This is a genomic window from Streptomyces sp. bgisy159 (genome assembly GCF_965341775.1).
Classification (GTDB): Bacteria; Actinomycetota; Actinomycetes; order Streptomycetales; family Streptomycetaceae; genus Streptomyces.
Genome location: NZ_CBDQZH010000019.1, coordinates 73,705 through 89,181 on the forward strand (window position 1 = coordinate 73,705; position 15,477 = coordinate 89,181).

General features: G+C 73.0%; 12 protein-coding genes. 9 read left to right on the top strand and 3 right to left on the bottom strand.

Annotated features, from left to right (window positions below):
• Positions 1-92 precede the first annotated feature (92 nt).
• From ACSLTV_RS19790 to ACSLTV_RS19800, 3 genes are all read left to right on the top strand, one after another.
• Complete coding sequence (locus ACSLTV_RS19790; RefSeq protein WP_435612574.1) at positions 93-1,520, top strand: MFS transporter; 1,428 nt, start codon at positions 93-95, stop codon at positions 1,518-1,520.
• Positions 1,521-2,034: 514 nt separating this feature from the next.
• Entirely contained in the window at positions 2,035-2,982 is a 948-nt protein-coding gene (locus ACSLTV_RS19795) for a GNAT family N-acetyltransferase (RefSeq protein ID WP_432135334.1), read from the top strand.
• Between the two features lie 99 nt (positions 2,983-3,081).
• Positions 3,082-3,408 carry an antibiotic biosynthesis monooxygenase family protein gene (locus tag ACSLTV_RS19800; protein WP_432135333.1) on the top strand — a complete coding sequence of 109 codons (327 nt, stop codon included), beginning with the start codon at positions 3,082-3,084 and terminating at the stop codon, positions 3,406-3,408.
• A 240-nt stretch (positions 3,409-3,648) separates the two neighbouring features.
• Here the strand turns inward: ACSLTV_RS19800 and ACSLTV_RS19805 are convergent, their stop codons facing one another.
• Positions 3,649-5,364, bottom strand: a complete 1,716-nt coding sequence (locus ACSLTV_RS19805; RefSeq protein ID WP_432157025.1) for a sigma-70 family RNA polymerase sigma factor — start codon at positions 5,362-5,364, stop codon at positions 3,649-3,651.
• 515 nt (positions 5,365-5,879) lie between these two features.
• On the opposite strand from ACSLTV_RS19805, the gene ACSLTV_RS19810 reads away from it, so the two are divergent.
• Both ACSLTV_RS19810 and ACSLTV_RS19815 read left to right on the top strand, forming a co-directional pair.
• Entirely contained in the window at positions 5,880-6,386 is a 507-nt protein-coding gene (locus tag ACSLTV_RS19810; protein WP_432135332.1) for a DUF1772 domain-containing protein, read from the top strand.
• Positions 6,387-6,573: 187 nt separating this feature from the next.
• Positions 6,574-7,236 carry a hypothetical protein gene (locus ACSLTV_RS19815; protein ID WP_435612575.1) on the top strand — a complete coding sequence of 221 codons (663 nt, stop codon included), beginning with the start codon at positions 6,574-6,576 and terminating at the stop codon, positions 7,234-7,236.
• An 84-nt stretch (positions 7,237-7,320) separates the two neighbouring features.
• Here the strand turns inward: ACSLTV_RS19815 and ACSLTV_RS19820 are convergent, their stop codons facing one another.
• The gene (locus ACSLTV_RS19820) at positions 7,321-7,875 is read right to left on the bottom strand and encodes a DUF3291 domain-containing protein (protein WP_432135330.1); all 555 of its coding nucleotides are present in this window, start codon (positions 7,873-7,875) and stop codon (positions 7,321-7,323) included.
• Between the two features lie 336 nt (positions 7,876-8,211).
• A complete protein-coding gene (locus ACSLTV_RS19825; protein ID WP_435612576.1) occupies positions 8,212-8,886 on the bottom strand; it encodes a hypothetical protein in 675 nt (224 codons plus the stop codon).
• 284 nt (positions 8,887-9,170) lie between these two features.
• Here ACSLTV_RS19825 and ACSLTV_RS19830 point away from each other — a divergent pair, with 284 nt between their 5' ends.
• From ACSLTV_RS19830 to ACSLTV_RS19845, 4 genes are all read left to right on the top strand, one after another.
• On the top strand, positions 9,171-9,428 hold the full coding sequence (locus ACSLTV_RS19830; protein ID WP_435612577.1) for a hypothetical protein: 258 nt from the start codon (positions 9,171-9,173) through the stop codon (positions 9,426-9,428).
• Between the two features lie 187 nt (positions 9,429-9,615).
• The gene (locus ACSLTV_RS19835; RefSeq protein WP_432135327.1) at positions 9,616-11,262 is read left to right on the top strand and encodes a glycoside hydrolase family 27 protein; all 1,647 of its coding nucleotides are present in this window, start codon (positions 9,616-9,618) and stop codon (positions 11,260-11,262) included.
• 586 nt (positions 11,263-11,848) lie between these two features.
• Positions 11,849-13,984, top strand: coding sequence for a cellulose binding domain-containing protein (locus ACSLTV_RS19840; protein ID WP_435612578.1), 2,136 nt, complete (start codon positions 11,849-11,851; stop codon positions 13,982-13,984).
• Positions 13,985-14,480: 496 nt separating this feature from the next.
• Positions 14,481-15,446, top strand: a complete 966-nt coding sequence (locus ACSLTV_RS19845; protein ID WP_435612579.1) for a DMT family transporter — start codon at positions 14,481-14,483, stop codon at positions 15,444-15,446.
• Positions 15,447-15,477: the final 31 nt, after the last annotated feature.

Genomic DNA, 15,477 nt, shown 5'->3' on the forward strand with positions numbered 1-15,477 from the left:
GTGCCGTCCCGCGCGTACTGTTTCCAGGTGCTGCTTCTACCAGGATAAGGACACTCTGGTACCCCCTTGAGGGGCGGCGCAGGCTCGGTGCCGTGACCGAAACAGCCACTCCACGCCTCGTCCGTTCCCGACCGGAACCGGCCGCGCTCGGCGGCGCCGGCCTCTTCACGGTGCTGCTCGCCGCGGCCCTGCCCCTGGTCGACTTCTTCATCGTCAACGTCGCCCTGCCCACCATCGGCCGCGACCTCGGCGCCGGCGAGTCCCTGCTCGAACTGGTCGTCGCCGGGTACGGCGTCGCCTACGCCGTCCTCCTCGTCCTCGGCGGACGCCTCGGCGACCTGTTCGGGCGCCGCCGGTTCTTCCTCGGCGGCATGGCCGCCTTCGGCGTCACCTCGCTGGCCTGCGGGCTCGCGCCCGACGCGTGGAGCCTGGTGGCGGCCCGCATCGCACAGGGCGCCGCCTCCGCCGCGATGCTGCCGCAGGTCCTCGCCACCATCCAGGCCGCGACATCCGGGCCGCGCCGCGCCAGGGCGATGAGTCTCTACGGGGCGACGGCCGGCCTGTCCATGGTGGCGGGCCAGGTTCTCGGGGGCCTGCTGGTCGCCGCCGACCTGTGGGGAACCGGTTGGCGCCTGGTCTTCCTGGTCAACGTCCCTGTCGTCGTCCTCGGTCTGGCGTTCGCCACGCGCACCGTCCCCGAGACCCGCTCCCGGCGCCCCGAACCCGTCGACGGCCCCGGCACCGTCCTGCTCGCCGTGGCCCTGCTCGCCCTGCTGGTGCCCCTCACCGAGGGCCGTGCCGCGGGCTGGCCGCTGTGGACCTGGCTGTCGCTGGCCGTGTTCCCGGTCGCGACCGGCGCGTTCTTCGCGGTGGAGCGCCGGGCCGACCGCGCCGGACGGACGCCGCTCGTTCCGCCGAGCCTGTTCACGCTGGTGACGCTGCGGCGTGGACTGGTCATGATCCTGCCGTTCTCGATCGGCTTCAGCGGCTTCATGTTCGTCGTGGCGGTCGCCCTCCAGCAGGGCGCGGGCCTCGGCCCGGTGGCCGCGGGGCTCGCCCTGGCCCCCCTGGCGGTGGCGTTCTTCTTCACGTCCCTCGCCGGGCCCCGGCTGGTCGCCCGCCACGGCACCCGCGTGATCACCGCCGGCGCCCTGCTCCAGGGCCTCGGCCTCGCGCTGATCGCGCTGGCCGCGTGGCGGTCCTGGCCGGACCTCGGCGTCCTCGGACTCCTGCCGGGCGGTGCCGTCGCGGGCGCCGGGCAGGCGCTTCAGCTCCCCGTCCTCTACCGGATCGTCCTCTCCGAGGTACCGACCGCCCGGGCCGGGGTCGGCAGCGGCGTGATGACCACCACCCAGCAGGCGTCCCTCGCCCTCGGCGTGGCCACGCTCGGCACCCTCTTCCTGACCCTGACCCCCCACACCGGCATGCGCGACGCGCTGCTGACGACCCTGCTCGTGCAGTTCGCCGGAGTCGTCCTGACGGGGCTGCTCAGCCTGCGACTGCCGCGCACGATCGGCTGACACGGCCCGGGCCGCTTCCACGGGGCACGCCCTGGTCCGGGCTTCTGCGGGCCCCGCGCCCGGCCGGGGCGCCCCTGGAGGCTTCGGCCCGTCGGCGCTGCGGGGTGCGGGGTGCGGGATTGGCTCGTGGTGCGGCCCGGGGTTCGCCGAGGCGAGGGCCTCGGGCGGGGGGCCCGGGGAACTCCCTCCGGGTCCCGCCCGCGGGAGTTCCCCCCGCCCGCGGGGCCACCGCCCGGCGCACCGGCCGGTCCTCCGCCTCCGGACCGACGGCGAGGGAGTCCGCCAGGCCGGTCCCCGGCGGTGCCACGCGTGCTCCGTCCACCGGCGAGCCGGGCAACGGGAGTTCCTCACCTGCCCCCTGGCCCCGGTCCGACGAGACAGCCGGAACAGCACCCGGGAGTGCACGAGGGTGGCAGCCGCGAAAGCGTGCACATGACGGCCAGCGCGGGCCGGCGGCGACCCCGAGCCGGTTGAACAGGCCCACGGGCAAGGCGCGGTGAATAGGGTTCAGACCATGCCTGGACTCCCCTCCTTGCCGTTGCCGGTCGGCTACCGCGGCCGGCCGGCCACCATCGCTGACGCCTGTCCGATCCACCGTCTGATCACCGCCCGCGAAGACGAGTTGTACGGCCGTGCCGAGACCGGCATCGACCGTGTCGCTGCCGATCTCGCCCTCCCGGGGCTGCACCTGGCGTCCGACACCGTGCTCGTTCACGACCGCCCGGGAGAACTGGCCGGCTGGGGGTGGGTGAAGGGACGGCGGGCCACGGTCGACGTGCATCCCCGTCACCGAGAGCGGGGTCTGGGGAGCGCGCTCGTGGCGTGGGCCGAGACGCGGGCCCGGCAGGCGGGAAGCGATCGGCTCGCCCAGTCGGTCCTCGACGGCGATGCGGCCGCCGTCGCGCTCCTGCGCTCCCGTGGCTACGAGCGTCTCGTCACCGAGTGGCTGCTGGAGATCGCGCTGCCCGTGGAGCCGGAGGTGCCGGGGCCGCCGGACCGCATCACCGTCCGGGCGTTCCGGCCCGGCGACGAACGAGCGGCCTACCAGCTCACCGAAGACGCGTTCGACGAATGGCAGCAGCGGCGCAAGTCCTACAGGGAATGGGCCCGGCACACGGTCGGACGGTCGACGTTCGCACCCGGGGCGTCACCCGTCGCGTTCGCCGGCGGCCAGATGGTCGGCGCCGTACTGTCCCTGGACGCCCCCGACAGCGACGAGGGATACGTCGAGCGGGTCGCGGTACGACACGACCACCGCAACCGCGGCATCGCCCGCACGCTGTTGCAGACAGCGTTCCGCGCCTTCCACCACCGAGGGAAGCGGACCTGCACCCTGTGGACGCACTCGGACACCGGCGCGCTGTCGTTGTACGAGCGGATCGGCATGACGGTCCGGCGCAGCGCCACGGTCTACAGCAAACCGCTCACCACCGGACAGCTCGGGCGCAGGGACCCGCCGTAGCCCTCGGACGGTGTACACGCGCTCGGACGCGAGGACGCTCGCCCGGGACGACACGACGCCCTGGCCTCCCGCGCGTCGTCCGTAGGACAGGATGGTCCCATGAGCGTAGTGAAGATCAATGTCCTGACCGTGCCCGCCGAGCAGCGGGAGACCCTCGAGAAGCGGTTCGCCTCGCGGGCGCACACCGTGGAGGGCTCCGACGGCTTCGAGTGGTTCGAACTGCTGCGTCCCGTGGAGGGCACCGACACGTACCTCGTGTACACCCGCTGGCGGGACGAGGAGTCGTTCCAGGCGTGGATGGAGGGCCCGATGAAGGCCGCCCACCAGGGCGGCGGCGAGGGCGCCGAGCGGCCCCGGCCGGCGGCAAGCGACTCCACCCTGTGGTCCTTCGAGGTCGTCCAGCAGGCCGGCCCCAAGGGCGCCTGAGGCGATACCGGCAGGACGTCCGCCGACCGCCCGGCGGGCCCGCGCGAGGCGGACCCGCCGGGAAGACGCCGGTGAGCCCACGGCAAGGGCGGACGAGGTGACGGCGCGCCCGCGCGGCAGCGGCCGGCATCGCACCCGCGGGGCGCCACCCCGATCCGCCCGGCGCCGGCGAACCCTTCGTCCGCTGCGGCGCCGCCGGCCTCCACCACCCGCAGGCGACCGCGCTGCCCTACGGGCTGCTCAGTAGCCGAATACCTGGGTCCACGTCCAGTCGCTCGTGACCACCCCGACCCCGAGGGTCTTGAGCGAGCAGTTGAGTATGTTCGCGCGGTGGCCGGGGGAGTTCATCCAGGCTTGCATCACGCTCGCCGCGGAACTCTGGCCCTGGGCGATGTTCTCGGCCCCCGGACTCGGGTAGCCCTGCGCTTCGGCCCGGTCGACGAACGTGCTGCCGTTGAGCCCGGTGTGGGAGAAGTAGTCGTTGGCGGACATGTCCTCGCTGTGCAACTGGGCCGCCCTGGCCAGACGGTCGTCGAGTGTCACGGGGGCGCATCCCGCTTTCGACCGCTCGGTGTTGGTGACGGCGAGGACCTGGGCGGCGGGTCCCCCGGCGGAAGGGGCGGCGAGCGCGGACGCCTGAGGCGCCTTCTGCCGCGCCGGTGCCTTCTGCGGCGTCGAGGCCGTCGCGGGAGAGGGGCGCGCCGAGGACTTGTCGGGACGCGGTGTGGCCGAGGGCTTCGGCGTGCGGGACGCACCGGCCGACGCGTCTGCCGACGGCGACGACGAGGGGGACGAGGCGGACGGGCTCGGCGCGGTGGGCGTGGGCACGGCGGACGCCGCACCACCCGATGACGCAGACTGCACCGTGTCCCCCTCGCCGTCCGGCGTCAGCAGGACTGCCCCGGTTATGGTGCCGCCGGTGATCAGCAGTGCCACGGCCACGGCCGCCACGGTCCTGCCCCGCCGCTTGCGCTCCCGGTCCTGCGCGCGGCGGCTGGTGCGGGCGCCGACGACCGCCACCGGCGCGGACGACGCGGTGGGGACACCGGCGGATGTGGTTCCCGCGTCCGCGAATGCGGCGCCCCCGGGCCCGGTGTCGGCGGCCCCGTTCCCCGCGTAGGACAACGGCGTCGGGTCGGGCACCTCGTTCCCGGCGGGGGAGAACGGTGTCGTGCCGGATGCCACGTCCCCGCCGTAGGACAGCGGTGTCGCGTCCGCCGACCAGGAGCCGAGGCCGCCGAGCAGGCCTGCGGCCACCGGAACCAGTCCCAGCCCGACCAGCAGGCCCTCCGCCGGGACCAACCCCGCCTGGAAGCCCGCGCAGACCGTGCAGTCGCGGGCGTGACGGGCGATGCGCTTGCGCCACAGTGCCGAGGGGGTGCCGTCCCAGGCGGCGACCACGTCGTCGAGCAGCACACAGCGCGGCTGCGCGGCCAGTGCCCGCACCACCAGCCGGGCCGTCTCCAACTGTGCCTTCATCCGCTGGACGCGCACCGCCGTGTGCTGCGGTGACAACTCCAGCGCGGCCGCGACCTCCGCCCGCGTCAGCTCGCCCGTCGCCTCCAGCCACCACAGCGACAGCAGCGCCTGGTCGTCGGTGTCCAGCCAGCGGGTGGCCTCGGCGACCTCACGCCGCTGGCTCTCCAGCCCGAGCCGCACGATCGTGAGGTCCACGAAGTCGGCCCCGGGATCGGCGACGTCGTACGCGTCGTGCAGCGCGGAACTGGTCCGATCCGGACGGTGGTCACGCCAGTAGTGCCGGATCTGGTTCATGGTGACGGCAACCAGCCATGACCGGAAGGCGGCGGGGTCGATCAGCGAGCCGAGAGATCCGAGGACGCGGAGCATGGTCTCCTGCACCACGTCGTCGACGTCGGGGCGCCCGTTCAGGGCCCGGCCCACGATGTTGTACACCAGCGGGAGGCAGTCGGCGACGAGTTCGTCCTGGGCGCGCATGTCGCCACGCCGCGCCGCCTCGACCGTCTCCCTGCCGGGTCCGCTGCTCGCTTCCACGCTCGTCCACGCTCCTTCTGGTCCCTGGGCCGTTCTGCCCTGTCACAAGAGGAGAGCCGCCGCACCGAGCCGGATAACGGAAAAGGCCCTCGCCGATGTGTCCGCGCCGGGCAGCGCGGTGAACCGCGGTCCGTCCCGCGGCGGTCCACGGTCCTGAAAGCCGGCCCGGGCCTTTCCTCGCCGTGCGGCCCGCCACGCGTACGTACGCGCGTTCGACCGACATGAGGTGAGTCTCGCACAGGGTCGGGCGCGGGGCGGCCGGGCGGCGTACCGCCCCGTCCGCCCGGGTCCCCCAGCCGCCCGGGTTCCCCATCCGCCCGGTTCCCCGGTCGGCGGCGTCTTCGGCGTCGGCGATGTGCTGCTCAGTCGCGTATGCGGTCGAGCGTTTCGATGATGGCCGGTGCTCCGGCCCCACCGGTTGACTGGCGGCACACCACCAGAGAACGGGGGATCCTGGAATGCCGGCTCTTCGTACGGTCGTCCTGTTCGGGGCGACACTCAGCACCGGACTCGGCGCCGGACTGTTCTACTCGTATGCCTGTTCGGTCATGCCGGGACTCGCCCGCGCCGACGACCGGAGTTTCATCGAGGTCATGCAGCGGATCAACGTGGCCATCCTCAACGGATGGTTCATGGCGTCCTTCCTGGGCGCCCTGGGGCTGATCGGCGTGGCAGGCCTGCTGGAACTGAGGGGCGGCAGCCGGACGGTGCTGCTGTGGATCGGCGCGGCGGCCGTGTTCCAGTTGGCGGTGCTGGTCATCACCGGAGTGGTCAACGTCCCGCTCAACGACCGCCTGGCGGCCGCCGGGGCACCCCACCACATCGCCGACCCCGCCGCCGTCCGGGCGGCCTTCGAGGCCACCTGGGTCCGCTGGAACGTGGTCCGGGCGCTTTCCGGAACGGCCGCTTTCGCGTGTGTCTCCTGGGCCCTGCGCCTGTCCGCCCGGATACCCGAAGGCGGCTGAGTGCCTGTCGGCCCTGCCGGTGACCGGGCGCCGGGCTGCCATGAGGCAGGGTCTCTCCGGCGCCATGGCCGACGAGGTCTCCATCCCGCTCAGGCCTCCCGGCCGTCCCGGTACACCCGGGTGACCGGCCCCCGCTGCCGGGACCTGGCCCGATCCGCTCTGCCGGCTCGTCGATACAGTGCAGTTCATGTCGAACGCGTATCCGACCGAGCCCGGCGCCCAAGGCCCCTACGGGGCGCCCCAGCACCAGGCGTCGCAGACTCCGGACACCCCCTTCAGCCCGTCACAGCCCCAGGCCGCGCAGGGCCCAGGCCCCTACGGTGGTACCCCCGGCCCTCATGGCGCCCCGCACGCTCACGGCGCTCCCGGCCCGTACGGCGCTCCCGGCCCGTACGGCGCTCCCGGCCCTTATGCGCCGGGAACCGCGGGTTCGTACCCGCACCCGTTCGCACCGCCCCTCCCGCTCACCATGCCCGCCTCCGTGCGGGGCGCGCAGGTGGTGAACTTCTCCGTCGCGGGACTCGGACTGCTGCTCTCCGGCGTCGTGGGCGCCACCTCCGGCGCAGAGGCCGCAGGTCGGTCCACGGCGCAGTATCTGACGGCGCTCGTGCTCTTCGTCCTGGCCTTCCTGTACGCGAAGGCGGGCAACGGCGTCCGGATCACCTCTCTGGTGCTGGCCGGCCTGCAGGTCATCGCCGGCCTGGGCGCCACGGCGAACCGCGCCCCCCTCACCATCATTCCGCTCGGCGGTGCCATCGCGGTGATCGTGCTGCTCACCCAGCGCTCGGCGAAGCAGTGGTTCGGGCGACCCCGTACGCCCGGCGTACCGCCTCCCCCGCCGTACGTCTGACAGTTGCCGGCACCGCACCGCCTTCCCCAACCCCCGCTCCCGCCAAGGCTCTCGACGGCGAACCCGGGCCCTCCGGGCTTCCGGTCACCGAACCTCGCTCGTCCTTCCGGCGCCATCGAGCCCGGTCGGTGTCCCGCCCGGTGCGAACGAGGAGCGGAAGGTGAAGGCGTACGGCGCGGAGCCGTATGCGTGGAGATGCTCCAGCCTTGAGACCCCCTCCTGCCATGTGGGTAGCACACCGTCGGCGACCCACCAGAGCACGTAACCCGGCTGCGCCGTCCGCTCGAACCAGTCGTAACGCCTGTTGAGCGCCGTGCGGTGCAGACCGGTGTAGACGGCGTCGAAGGCGGATCGCAGGTCGCTCCAGAGCGAGAGGGTCGTGGCGAGGGCGGTGGTTTCCGTGCTGCGGCCCTTGCTGTACCAGGCCGGAACGACGAACTCTCCCCACTCACCCCAGTCCGCGTCGAAGAGCGCGCCCTGGATGTGGTGTGCCGGTTCGGCACGAGCGATATGTCCGGGGTGTCGGCCGATCTCCCGGTAGACGGCCTCACCGCTCTCGTAGAACTCCCGCATGCTGGGCGTGGGATCGGTGAGGGGCGACTGCAGAACGCCGAACGTGTACAGAGCAAGCTGGGGCATGCGTATCTCCCTGGCCGAGTGGGCCTGGTGGGGAAGTTCCTGACGGTCTCGCCGTCCGGGCGCGGGATCGGTTCGACGGCCCGCCCGTCGGGTGGGGAGTTTCGGGCGTGGTCGACTCGGCCTGACGGGACTTCTGCGCGGCTGCGGGTGCCGCCGAACGACAGGGACGATAGCCATCTCGACCGACTCTGTCGAAGTTGCGTTTTTCCTCTTCAAGTGGCCTCTTGCCGAGGCTCTCCCGGACATTCGGCAGGGCTGCGTCGGATCACCCTGACGCACGACTTCGCCGCACCGGGGCACAGCGGCAGGGGAGTCCGACGCGCGTGTCGTGCGGGTTCATGCCGTCGTGCTGAGGCGCGTGCGCAGGTTGTGGAACTGGCGGGTCTGCATGATCAGGTGGGCGGGTTCCCAGAACAGGATGTCCATGGGCCGGGTCAGGGGCCGCGGGCGGCTGCGGCCGCGCGTGCGGACGACGAGCCGGGTCCTGCCCCCGGGCTCCGGCCGGAGATGGAAGCCCCAGATCGCGTCGGTGTACGCCCGCGGTGGCGCGTCGAACCGGTCGTAGGGGCGTCCGGACGGGAGCGTGGTCAGCGAGCGCAGCACCAGGGTCCTCTCCGGTTCCAGGACAGCGACGACGAACCAGGCGTCGCCGCTCGGCAGGGAGTCCAGGTGCCGGCCCGTGTGCAGGTCCTGCCATTGCTCGACGATGCGTTCCGCGCTCGGGTGTCCGCCGTTGTCCAGGCGGTCCCAGCTGTACCAGCCACCGCGGTTGCAGCCCATCTGCACAAGCCAGCCCCAGACCGCCGGGGGCGGCGCCGGCAGGGTCGTGGCCATGGTCGACGACGCGTCGGCGTCGGGGACGAGGTCGTCACCCGGGTAGCCGCGGCCGGCTTCCTCGCCGGTCGCGCCCCAGGTCAGCACCCGCGGTCTCAGGAAGACGCCGTACAGGGCGAGGGCGGCGGTCGCCACGCCCAAGGAACGTCGCCCAGCCCGGGGCCGGTGCTTGCTCATGGTTCCAGCGTCTCAGCTCCGTCCCGGTCGCACCACAGGACACGGGAGCGTCACGCAACCGGGACCACTCATCCGAACAGCCCCTCGCGCCAACCCCCGGCAGATCTGCGGGACTTGAAGTGCGCGAGAGGTATTGACGCCGCCCACCTGAACCTCAATCATCCAGTTGCTCGGTACCTCGACCTTCGTTCGATATCACGAACATCTGGATCGTTCCCACCGGCATCCGGACAGCCTCTGCCGCGGCGAGCCGGAGCCGCTTGCCCAAGGATGACGAGGTCCCCATGCGCAGAGGTAGTTCCAGCCGCCGGCATCCGGCCGTGGCGCTCGCCGCAACGGAGGCGGCCATGGCCGCGCCGGGGGCGATGCTCGCCGGCGGTCCGCTTCAGGCGGCCACCACGGCCGGCACCGGAGCGCAGATCCACACCTGTGACGGCGGTGCGAACCGGCAGGCGCGGGCGAACGCCGACGACACGCTCGTCGGGGTGCTGTTCGGGCCGTGCCTGGACGTCGGCGGCGGCGGTACGGCCCACGGCACGTGATGTCCCCTGCCGCACTTGGGGCCCGTGGCCCTCCCTCGGTCGCGGGCGGCAAGTACGGGTGTGGTCGTGCCGACCGGACGTCCAGCTCCGCAGCGCCACCCGCGCGCACTTGATCACGGGCGCGTCACCGTGCCCTGCAGACCCGCCAACGAGTGGCTTCCGCTCCGCCTACCCGGAAGGAATTCCCATGGTTCCCCCACGCAGTCGACTGCTGCGCCTCCTCGCGGCCACCGCACTGACCGTCACCGCCTGTGTCACCGCCTCCGTCGGCACGACCGCCGAGGCCGCGCCGGGCAGCCCGGCGCTCACGCCGCCGCTGGGCTGGAACAGCTGGAACAGCTTCGGATGCGGGATCACCGAGGCACAGGTCCGCGAGGCCGCCGACGCGATGGTCTCCTCGGGCATGCGCGACGCCGGCTACGAGTACGTGGTGGTCGACGACTGCTGGTTCGACCCGCAGCGTGACACGGCAGGCAACCTGCGGGCCAACCCGACCAAGTTCCCCAGCGGGATGAGAGCGCTCGGCGACTACATCCACGGCAAGGGCCTGAAGTTCGGCATCTACCAGGCTCCCAACGAGAAAACGTGCGCGCAGGGCGTGGGCACCTACCCCGGCGCCACGGGCAGCAAGGGCCACGAGACCCAGGACGCCGCCACGTTCGCCTCCTGGGGTGTGGACTACCTCAAGTACGACTGGTGCTCCGGCAGCGGCACCCTCAGCGAGCAGGTCGCACGGTTCTCCCTCATGCGTGACGCCCTGCGCGCCACCGGCCGTCCGATCGTCTACAGCATCAACCCCAACAGCTTCCACGCCCCCGCCGGCGACAGGTACGACTGGGGCGGCGTCGCCGACCTGTGGCGGACGACCGAGGACCTGCTCGACATCTGGCAGAACAACAACACCAACAGCTATCCGATGGGCGTCGGCAACGTCCTGGACGTCACCGCGCCGCTGGCGGCGCAGTCGGGTCCGGGGCACTGGAACGACCCGGACATGCTGGTCGTCGGCCGCCCCGGCCTGTCGCTGACCGAGTCCCGCTCCCACTTCGCCCTGTGGGCGCTGATGGCGGCCCCGCTCATGGCCGGCAACGACATCCGCACCATGTCCGCGGATGTCAGCGCGATCCTGCGCAATCCGCGTCTGCTGGCCGTGAACCAGGATCCGCTGGGAGCGGGCGGGCGCAGGGTGCGCGACGACGGCGCCACCGAGGTGTTCGCCAAGCCGCTCGCGGACGGTTCGGTCGCGGTGGGCCTGCTCAACCGCGGCGGCAGCGCGACGACCATCACCGCCACGGCCGCTCAGGTCGGCCTGTCCGGAGGGTCGTTCACCCTGACCGACCTGTGGACCGGCACCACGTCGAGCACGTCCGGTCAGATCTCGGCGCGCGTCCCCGCGCACGGTGTCGCCGTGTTCAGGATGACCGGCGGCAGCCCTCTCGACGCCACCACCGGCCGCCTGCGCGGTACCGGGTCCGGCCGCTGCCTCGACGTGAAGGGCGCCTCCACCGCGGCCGGGACGGCGACGCTGCTCTGGGACTGCCACACCGCCGCGAACCAGCTGTGGACCACCTGGGCCGGAGGCGAGATCCGCGTCTACGGCGACAAGTGCCTGGACGCCTCCGGCCAGGGCACCGCCAACGGAACGCCGGTCATCATCTGGCCCTGCAACGGCCAGAACAACCAGAAGTGGACCATGCAGGCCGACGGGTCGGTCCGCAACGTCCACGCCGGGCTGTGCCTGGACGCCGACCACGCGGGAACGGCCAACGGGACACCAGCCATCCTGTGGACCTGCAACGGCCAGAACAACCAGAAGTGGACCACGCTTCCGTAACCCGCCACCCCCACCACCCCCGGCAGGGTGCCGTCCGGCGTCACGAGTGCCTCCGTCCTGCCGCGCGGTGCCCGGCCGGACGGGCTCGGAACTCGGCGCGCGCGTTCCTGGCCGTCACGGCCTGTACCGCACGGCGGACCGGCAGCCATCGCGTGATCCCGTGAACGACTCGGCAGGCACGGCGAGTCGCCGGGCGGCGGCCGGGCCGCGCCACCGGAGCCGGGAGACGAACCCAGCGCCCCACCCGGGACACCGCCCCTGAGCCGGTGGCGCCGTTCCGCGATCGATACCACCGCGTTCACGGAACGGCACTCCGGTGCGTTGACAGAACGGCACCGCACTCCCATCATGGGAGCGCTCCCACGCGCGGGTCGGACCGCCGTCCCACCTCGGCCCCACCGCAGTCACAGCGCACCTGCGCAGGCCACCGCGTGTCCAGGCACCACCGCCGTCGCCCCGCATCAACGCACGTACCCGTTGTCCCATGCCACCGGCGCGGAACGTCCTGCCGCGTCGACACCCTGCCTGCGGCACGGCCCGGCAGCCGCCTGCCCCCGCCCGTCCGCCGGACTCCAGGAAGGACCCCATGCCCCCTCTGCTCAGACACCGCCGGCCGGCCGGTGCCGGCCCCCACCTTCTCGCGCGCACCGCGACCGCCCTGGCCGGCGCACTCGCCCTGCTGGCACCGGTGGCCGCCGCGGGCCCCGCGTTCGCCACCGAGCCCCGGACGGCCGCCGTCGCGGACGTCGAGGTAAGGGTCAACACACAGGCGGCCCTGGGCCGGCTGTCCGGCACCGCCCGGGGTGTCAACACCGCCATCTGGGACTCGCACATGAACGATCCCGAGGTCGTCGGCCTGATGAAGGAGGCCGACGTGGGCGCGATGCGCTACCCCGGCGGCTCGTACGCCGACATCTACCACTGGGAGACGCACACGGCGCCCGGCGGATACGTCGCCCCCGGCACCGGCTTCGACGCCTTCATGGGCACCGTCCGCGCCACCGGCGCCCAGCCGATCCTGATCGCCAACTACGGCTCCGGCACACCCGAGGAGGCGGCCGGCTGGGTCCGCTACGCGAACGTCACCAAGGACTACCACGCGAAGTACTGGGAGATAGGCAACGAGATCTACGGCAACGGCCACTACGGCAGCGGCTGGGAACACGACGACCACGAGGACAAGAGCCCCCAGGAGTACGCTCGCGAGGTCCGCGCGTACGCCACGGCCATGAAGGCCGTCGACCCGACCATCAAGATCGGTGCGGTCCTCACCATGCCGGGCAACTGGCCGGACGGAGTGGTCGGTCAAGGCGACTCCGGCGACTGGAACAACACCGTGCTCCCGGAAGTGACCGATGTCATCGACTTCGTGAGCGTCCACTGGTACGCGGGCGGGGCCGACACCACCGCCCAGGACGCCACGGCCAGACTGGCGGGACTTCCCGGCGAGCTGCGCGAGGTGCGCAACCAGCTCGACAGGTACGCGGGCGCCGACTCACCGCGCATCGGCATCGCCCTCACCGAGATCAACACCAACACCGGCGGCGCCCGGCTCACGGCCCGCCCCAACGGCCTGTTCGCCGCCGACGCTTTCATGACGGCCCTGGAGAACGGCGTGTTCACCGTCGACTGGTGGAACACCCACAACGGCGTGGACCGCATTACCACGGTCGACGGGGAGACCGACTACGGCGACATGGGGATGCTCTCCAGCGGCGGCTGCTCCGGTGACGTCTGCGAACCGGCACCGAACACGCCGTTCCACCCCTACTACGGCATGAAGATGACCGGCGAACTGGGCACCGCGGGCGACACCATGGTCGCCGCCGCGTCCTCCGGGCAGGACCTCTCCGCCCACGCGGTGCAGCGCCGCGACGGGCGTCTGAGCCTCCTGCTCATCAACAAGAACCCCGAGACCGCACATACGGTGGACCTCGCGTACGCGGGCTTCACCCCGTCCGCCGACGCACCCCGCGTCAGCCGCTACGCTCGCGGCGACAGCGACATCACCCAGGTCGCCGACGGCGAGGCATCCGCCGCACAGGTCACCGTGCCGCCGTACGGGATGCTCACCCTCACCCTCACCCCGCGAGCCGGCACCGGACCCGGCGCATCGGCCGCCGGCGCCCCCGGCACGCCGAGGCTGGAGGCGGTGGCCGACACCACCGCCCGACTGACCTGGCAGGGTGCCACGGGGGCCGCCCGTTACCTCGTCCAGGAGCGCGACGGCGCGCACACCCATCTGGTCGGCGAGACCAGCGGCACGTCCGTGACCCTGCGGAACCTGCCCCCGGGCAGCACCCACACGGTCAACGTCCTGGCCGCCGACGCCTCCGGACGTCTGTCCGCCCCGTCCGATCCGCTGACCTTCACCACCGGCACACCGTCGGACGCCCCTTGCGCGGTGACGTACCACCGCGACACCGGCTGGGGTGACGGCTTCGTCGCCACAGTCACCGTCCGTAACCTCTCCGACACCCCCATCACCGGCTGGACCATGGACTGGGACTGGCCGACGGAGGGGCAGTCCGTCTCCTCCGGCTGGAACGCCACCTTCCACCAGACCGGACGGCATGTACGGGTGACCGCACCCGAGGGCGCGGGCCCGCTCGCTCCGGCCGGCGGATCGACGGCCGCGTTCGGATTCGTCGGCGCCAACGACGGGCCTACCACCGATCCGACGGTCTTCCGTCTCAACGGCGCTGTGTGTTCCAGCGGTTGAGACCTGCGGAATCAGCCGACCGCACGTTCCGCCGCCGGTCCCTGTCGGCGGAACGTGCGGCGCCGCTGCTCCCTTCGGGCATCCCTGCCCGAGCCGGTTCCGCCTCCCACGGGACTGAGTGTGACGACGAGCCGGCGGAGGGGACCCGTGCCCGCGTCCGGGCCGGGTGGACACCGGCGATGCGCCCGGGTCGCGCACCCGGCAGGTCGTGGCCACCGGCAGCGGAGCACCATGGCGGCCGACGCACGGGTGCCGGCCCTACCGAGCAGCACGACGTGCGTGCGCTCGGCCAGGCGGCTGTACACGCTCGCGCTACGATCTCCCCGTGAACACCTACTGGCACGTCGTCCTGCCGCCGCTCCCCGCCTGACGGGCGCGGACAGCGACGGTCACTCACCCCGACCCCGGCCGACCCCCGCGGTGAGGCCGGGGACCGTTGTCGTGCGCCCGTCCCGGACCACCTCCCTGACGGACCCGACGACGGAAGACCACGACCGTGCCGCACCGCACAACCCGCCCGGCCCCCGCACGCCCGGCCACCACCGCCCGGCGCCCCGCACGCACCCGCCCCCTCGGCGGCCCCGCGCCGATCCTCGCCTCGGCCGTGCTCTGGGGCACCACCGGAACCGCCGCCACCCTCGCCCCGCCGTCCGCGCCCGCCGCCGCGGTCGGCTGCGCCGGACTCACCGTCGGTGGCCTCCTGCTGTTCCTCACCTCCCGCCGGGTCGGCTCGCGGCTCGCCGCCGGCACCGCTCACGAACGCCGCCTGCTCGCCCTGGGCGCGTTGGCGGTGGCCGCGTACCCCGTCACCTTCTACCCGGCCGTGGCCGCCACCGGAGTGGCCGTCGCCACCGTCATCGCGCTGGGCAGCGCACCCGTTCTCGCCGGACTGCTGGCCTGGCTCACCGGGCAGACCCGGCCCACGGCCCGTTGGGCGGGCGCCACCGCCGCCGCCGTGCTCGGCTGCGCCCTGCTGGTGCTGGGCCCCGCGCTCACCGGCGGCGCCACCCCGATCGACCCGACGGGCGTCGCACTCGCCGCCTGCGCCGGTCTGTCGTACGCCGTCTACTCGCTGATCGGGGGCCGGCTCATCGGCCACGGGCACCCCTCCGACGCCGTGATGGGCGTGCTGTTCGGTGGCGCGGCACTGCTGGTGCTCCCCGTCGTGCCGCTGACCGGCGCGGGCTGGCTCGGGGAGCCCCGGGGCGCGGCCGTGGCCCTCTACCTCGCCGTGTTCACCGTCCACCTGGCCTACCGGCTCTTCGGCCACGGTCTGCGCCGCACCCCGGCGTCGGTGGCCACCACCCTGACGCTCGCCGAGCCCGCCGTGGCGGCGGTCCTGGGCGTCACCGTCCTCGGCGAACGCCTTCCCCCCGCCTCCTGGTGCGGCCTGGCCGTCCTGGCCGCCGGCCTGATCCTGCTGACGCTGCCGGCCGGCACGACCGCCCGACGCCGGCGGTAGCCGCCTCCGCCCCGCGGCCCGAGGCTGTTAC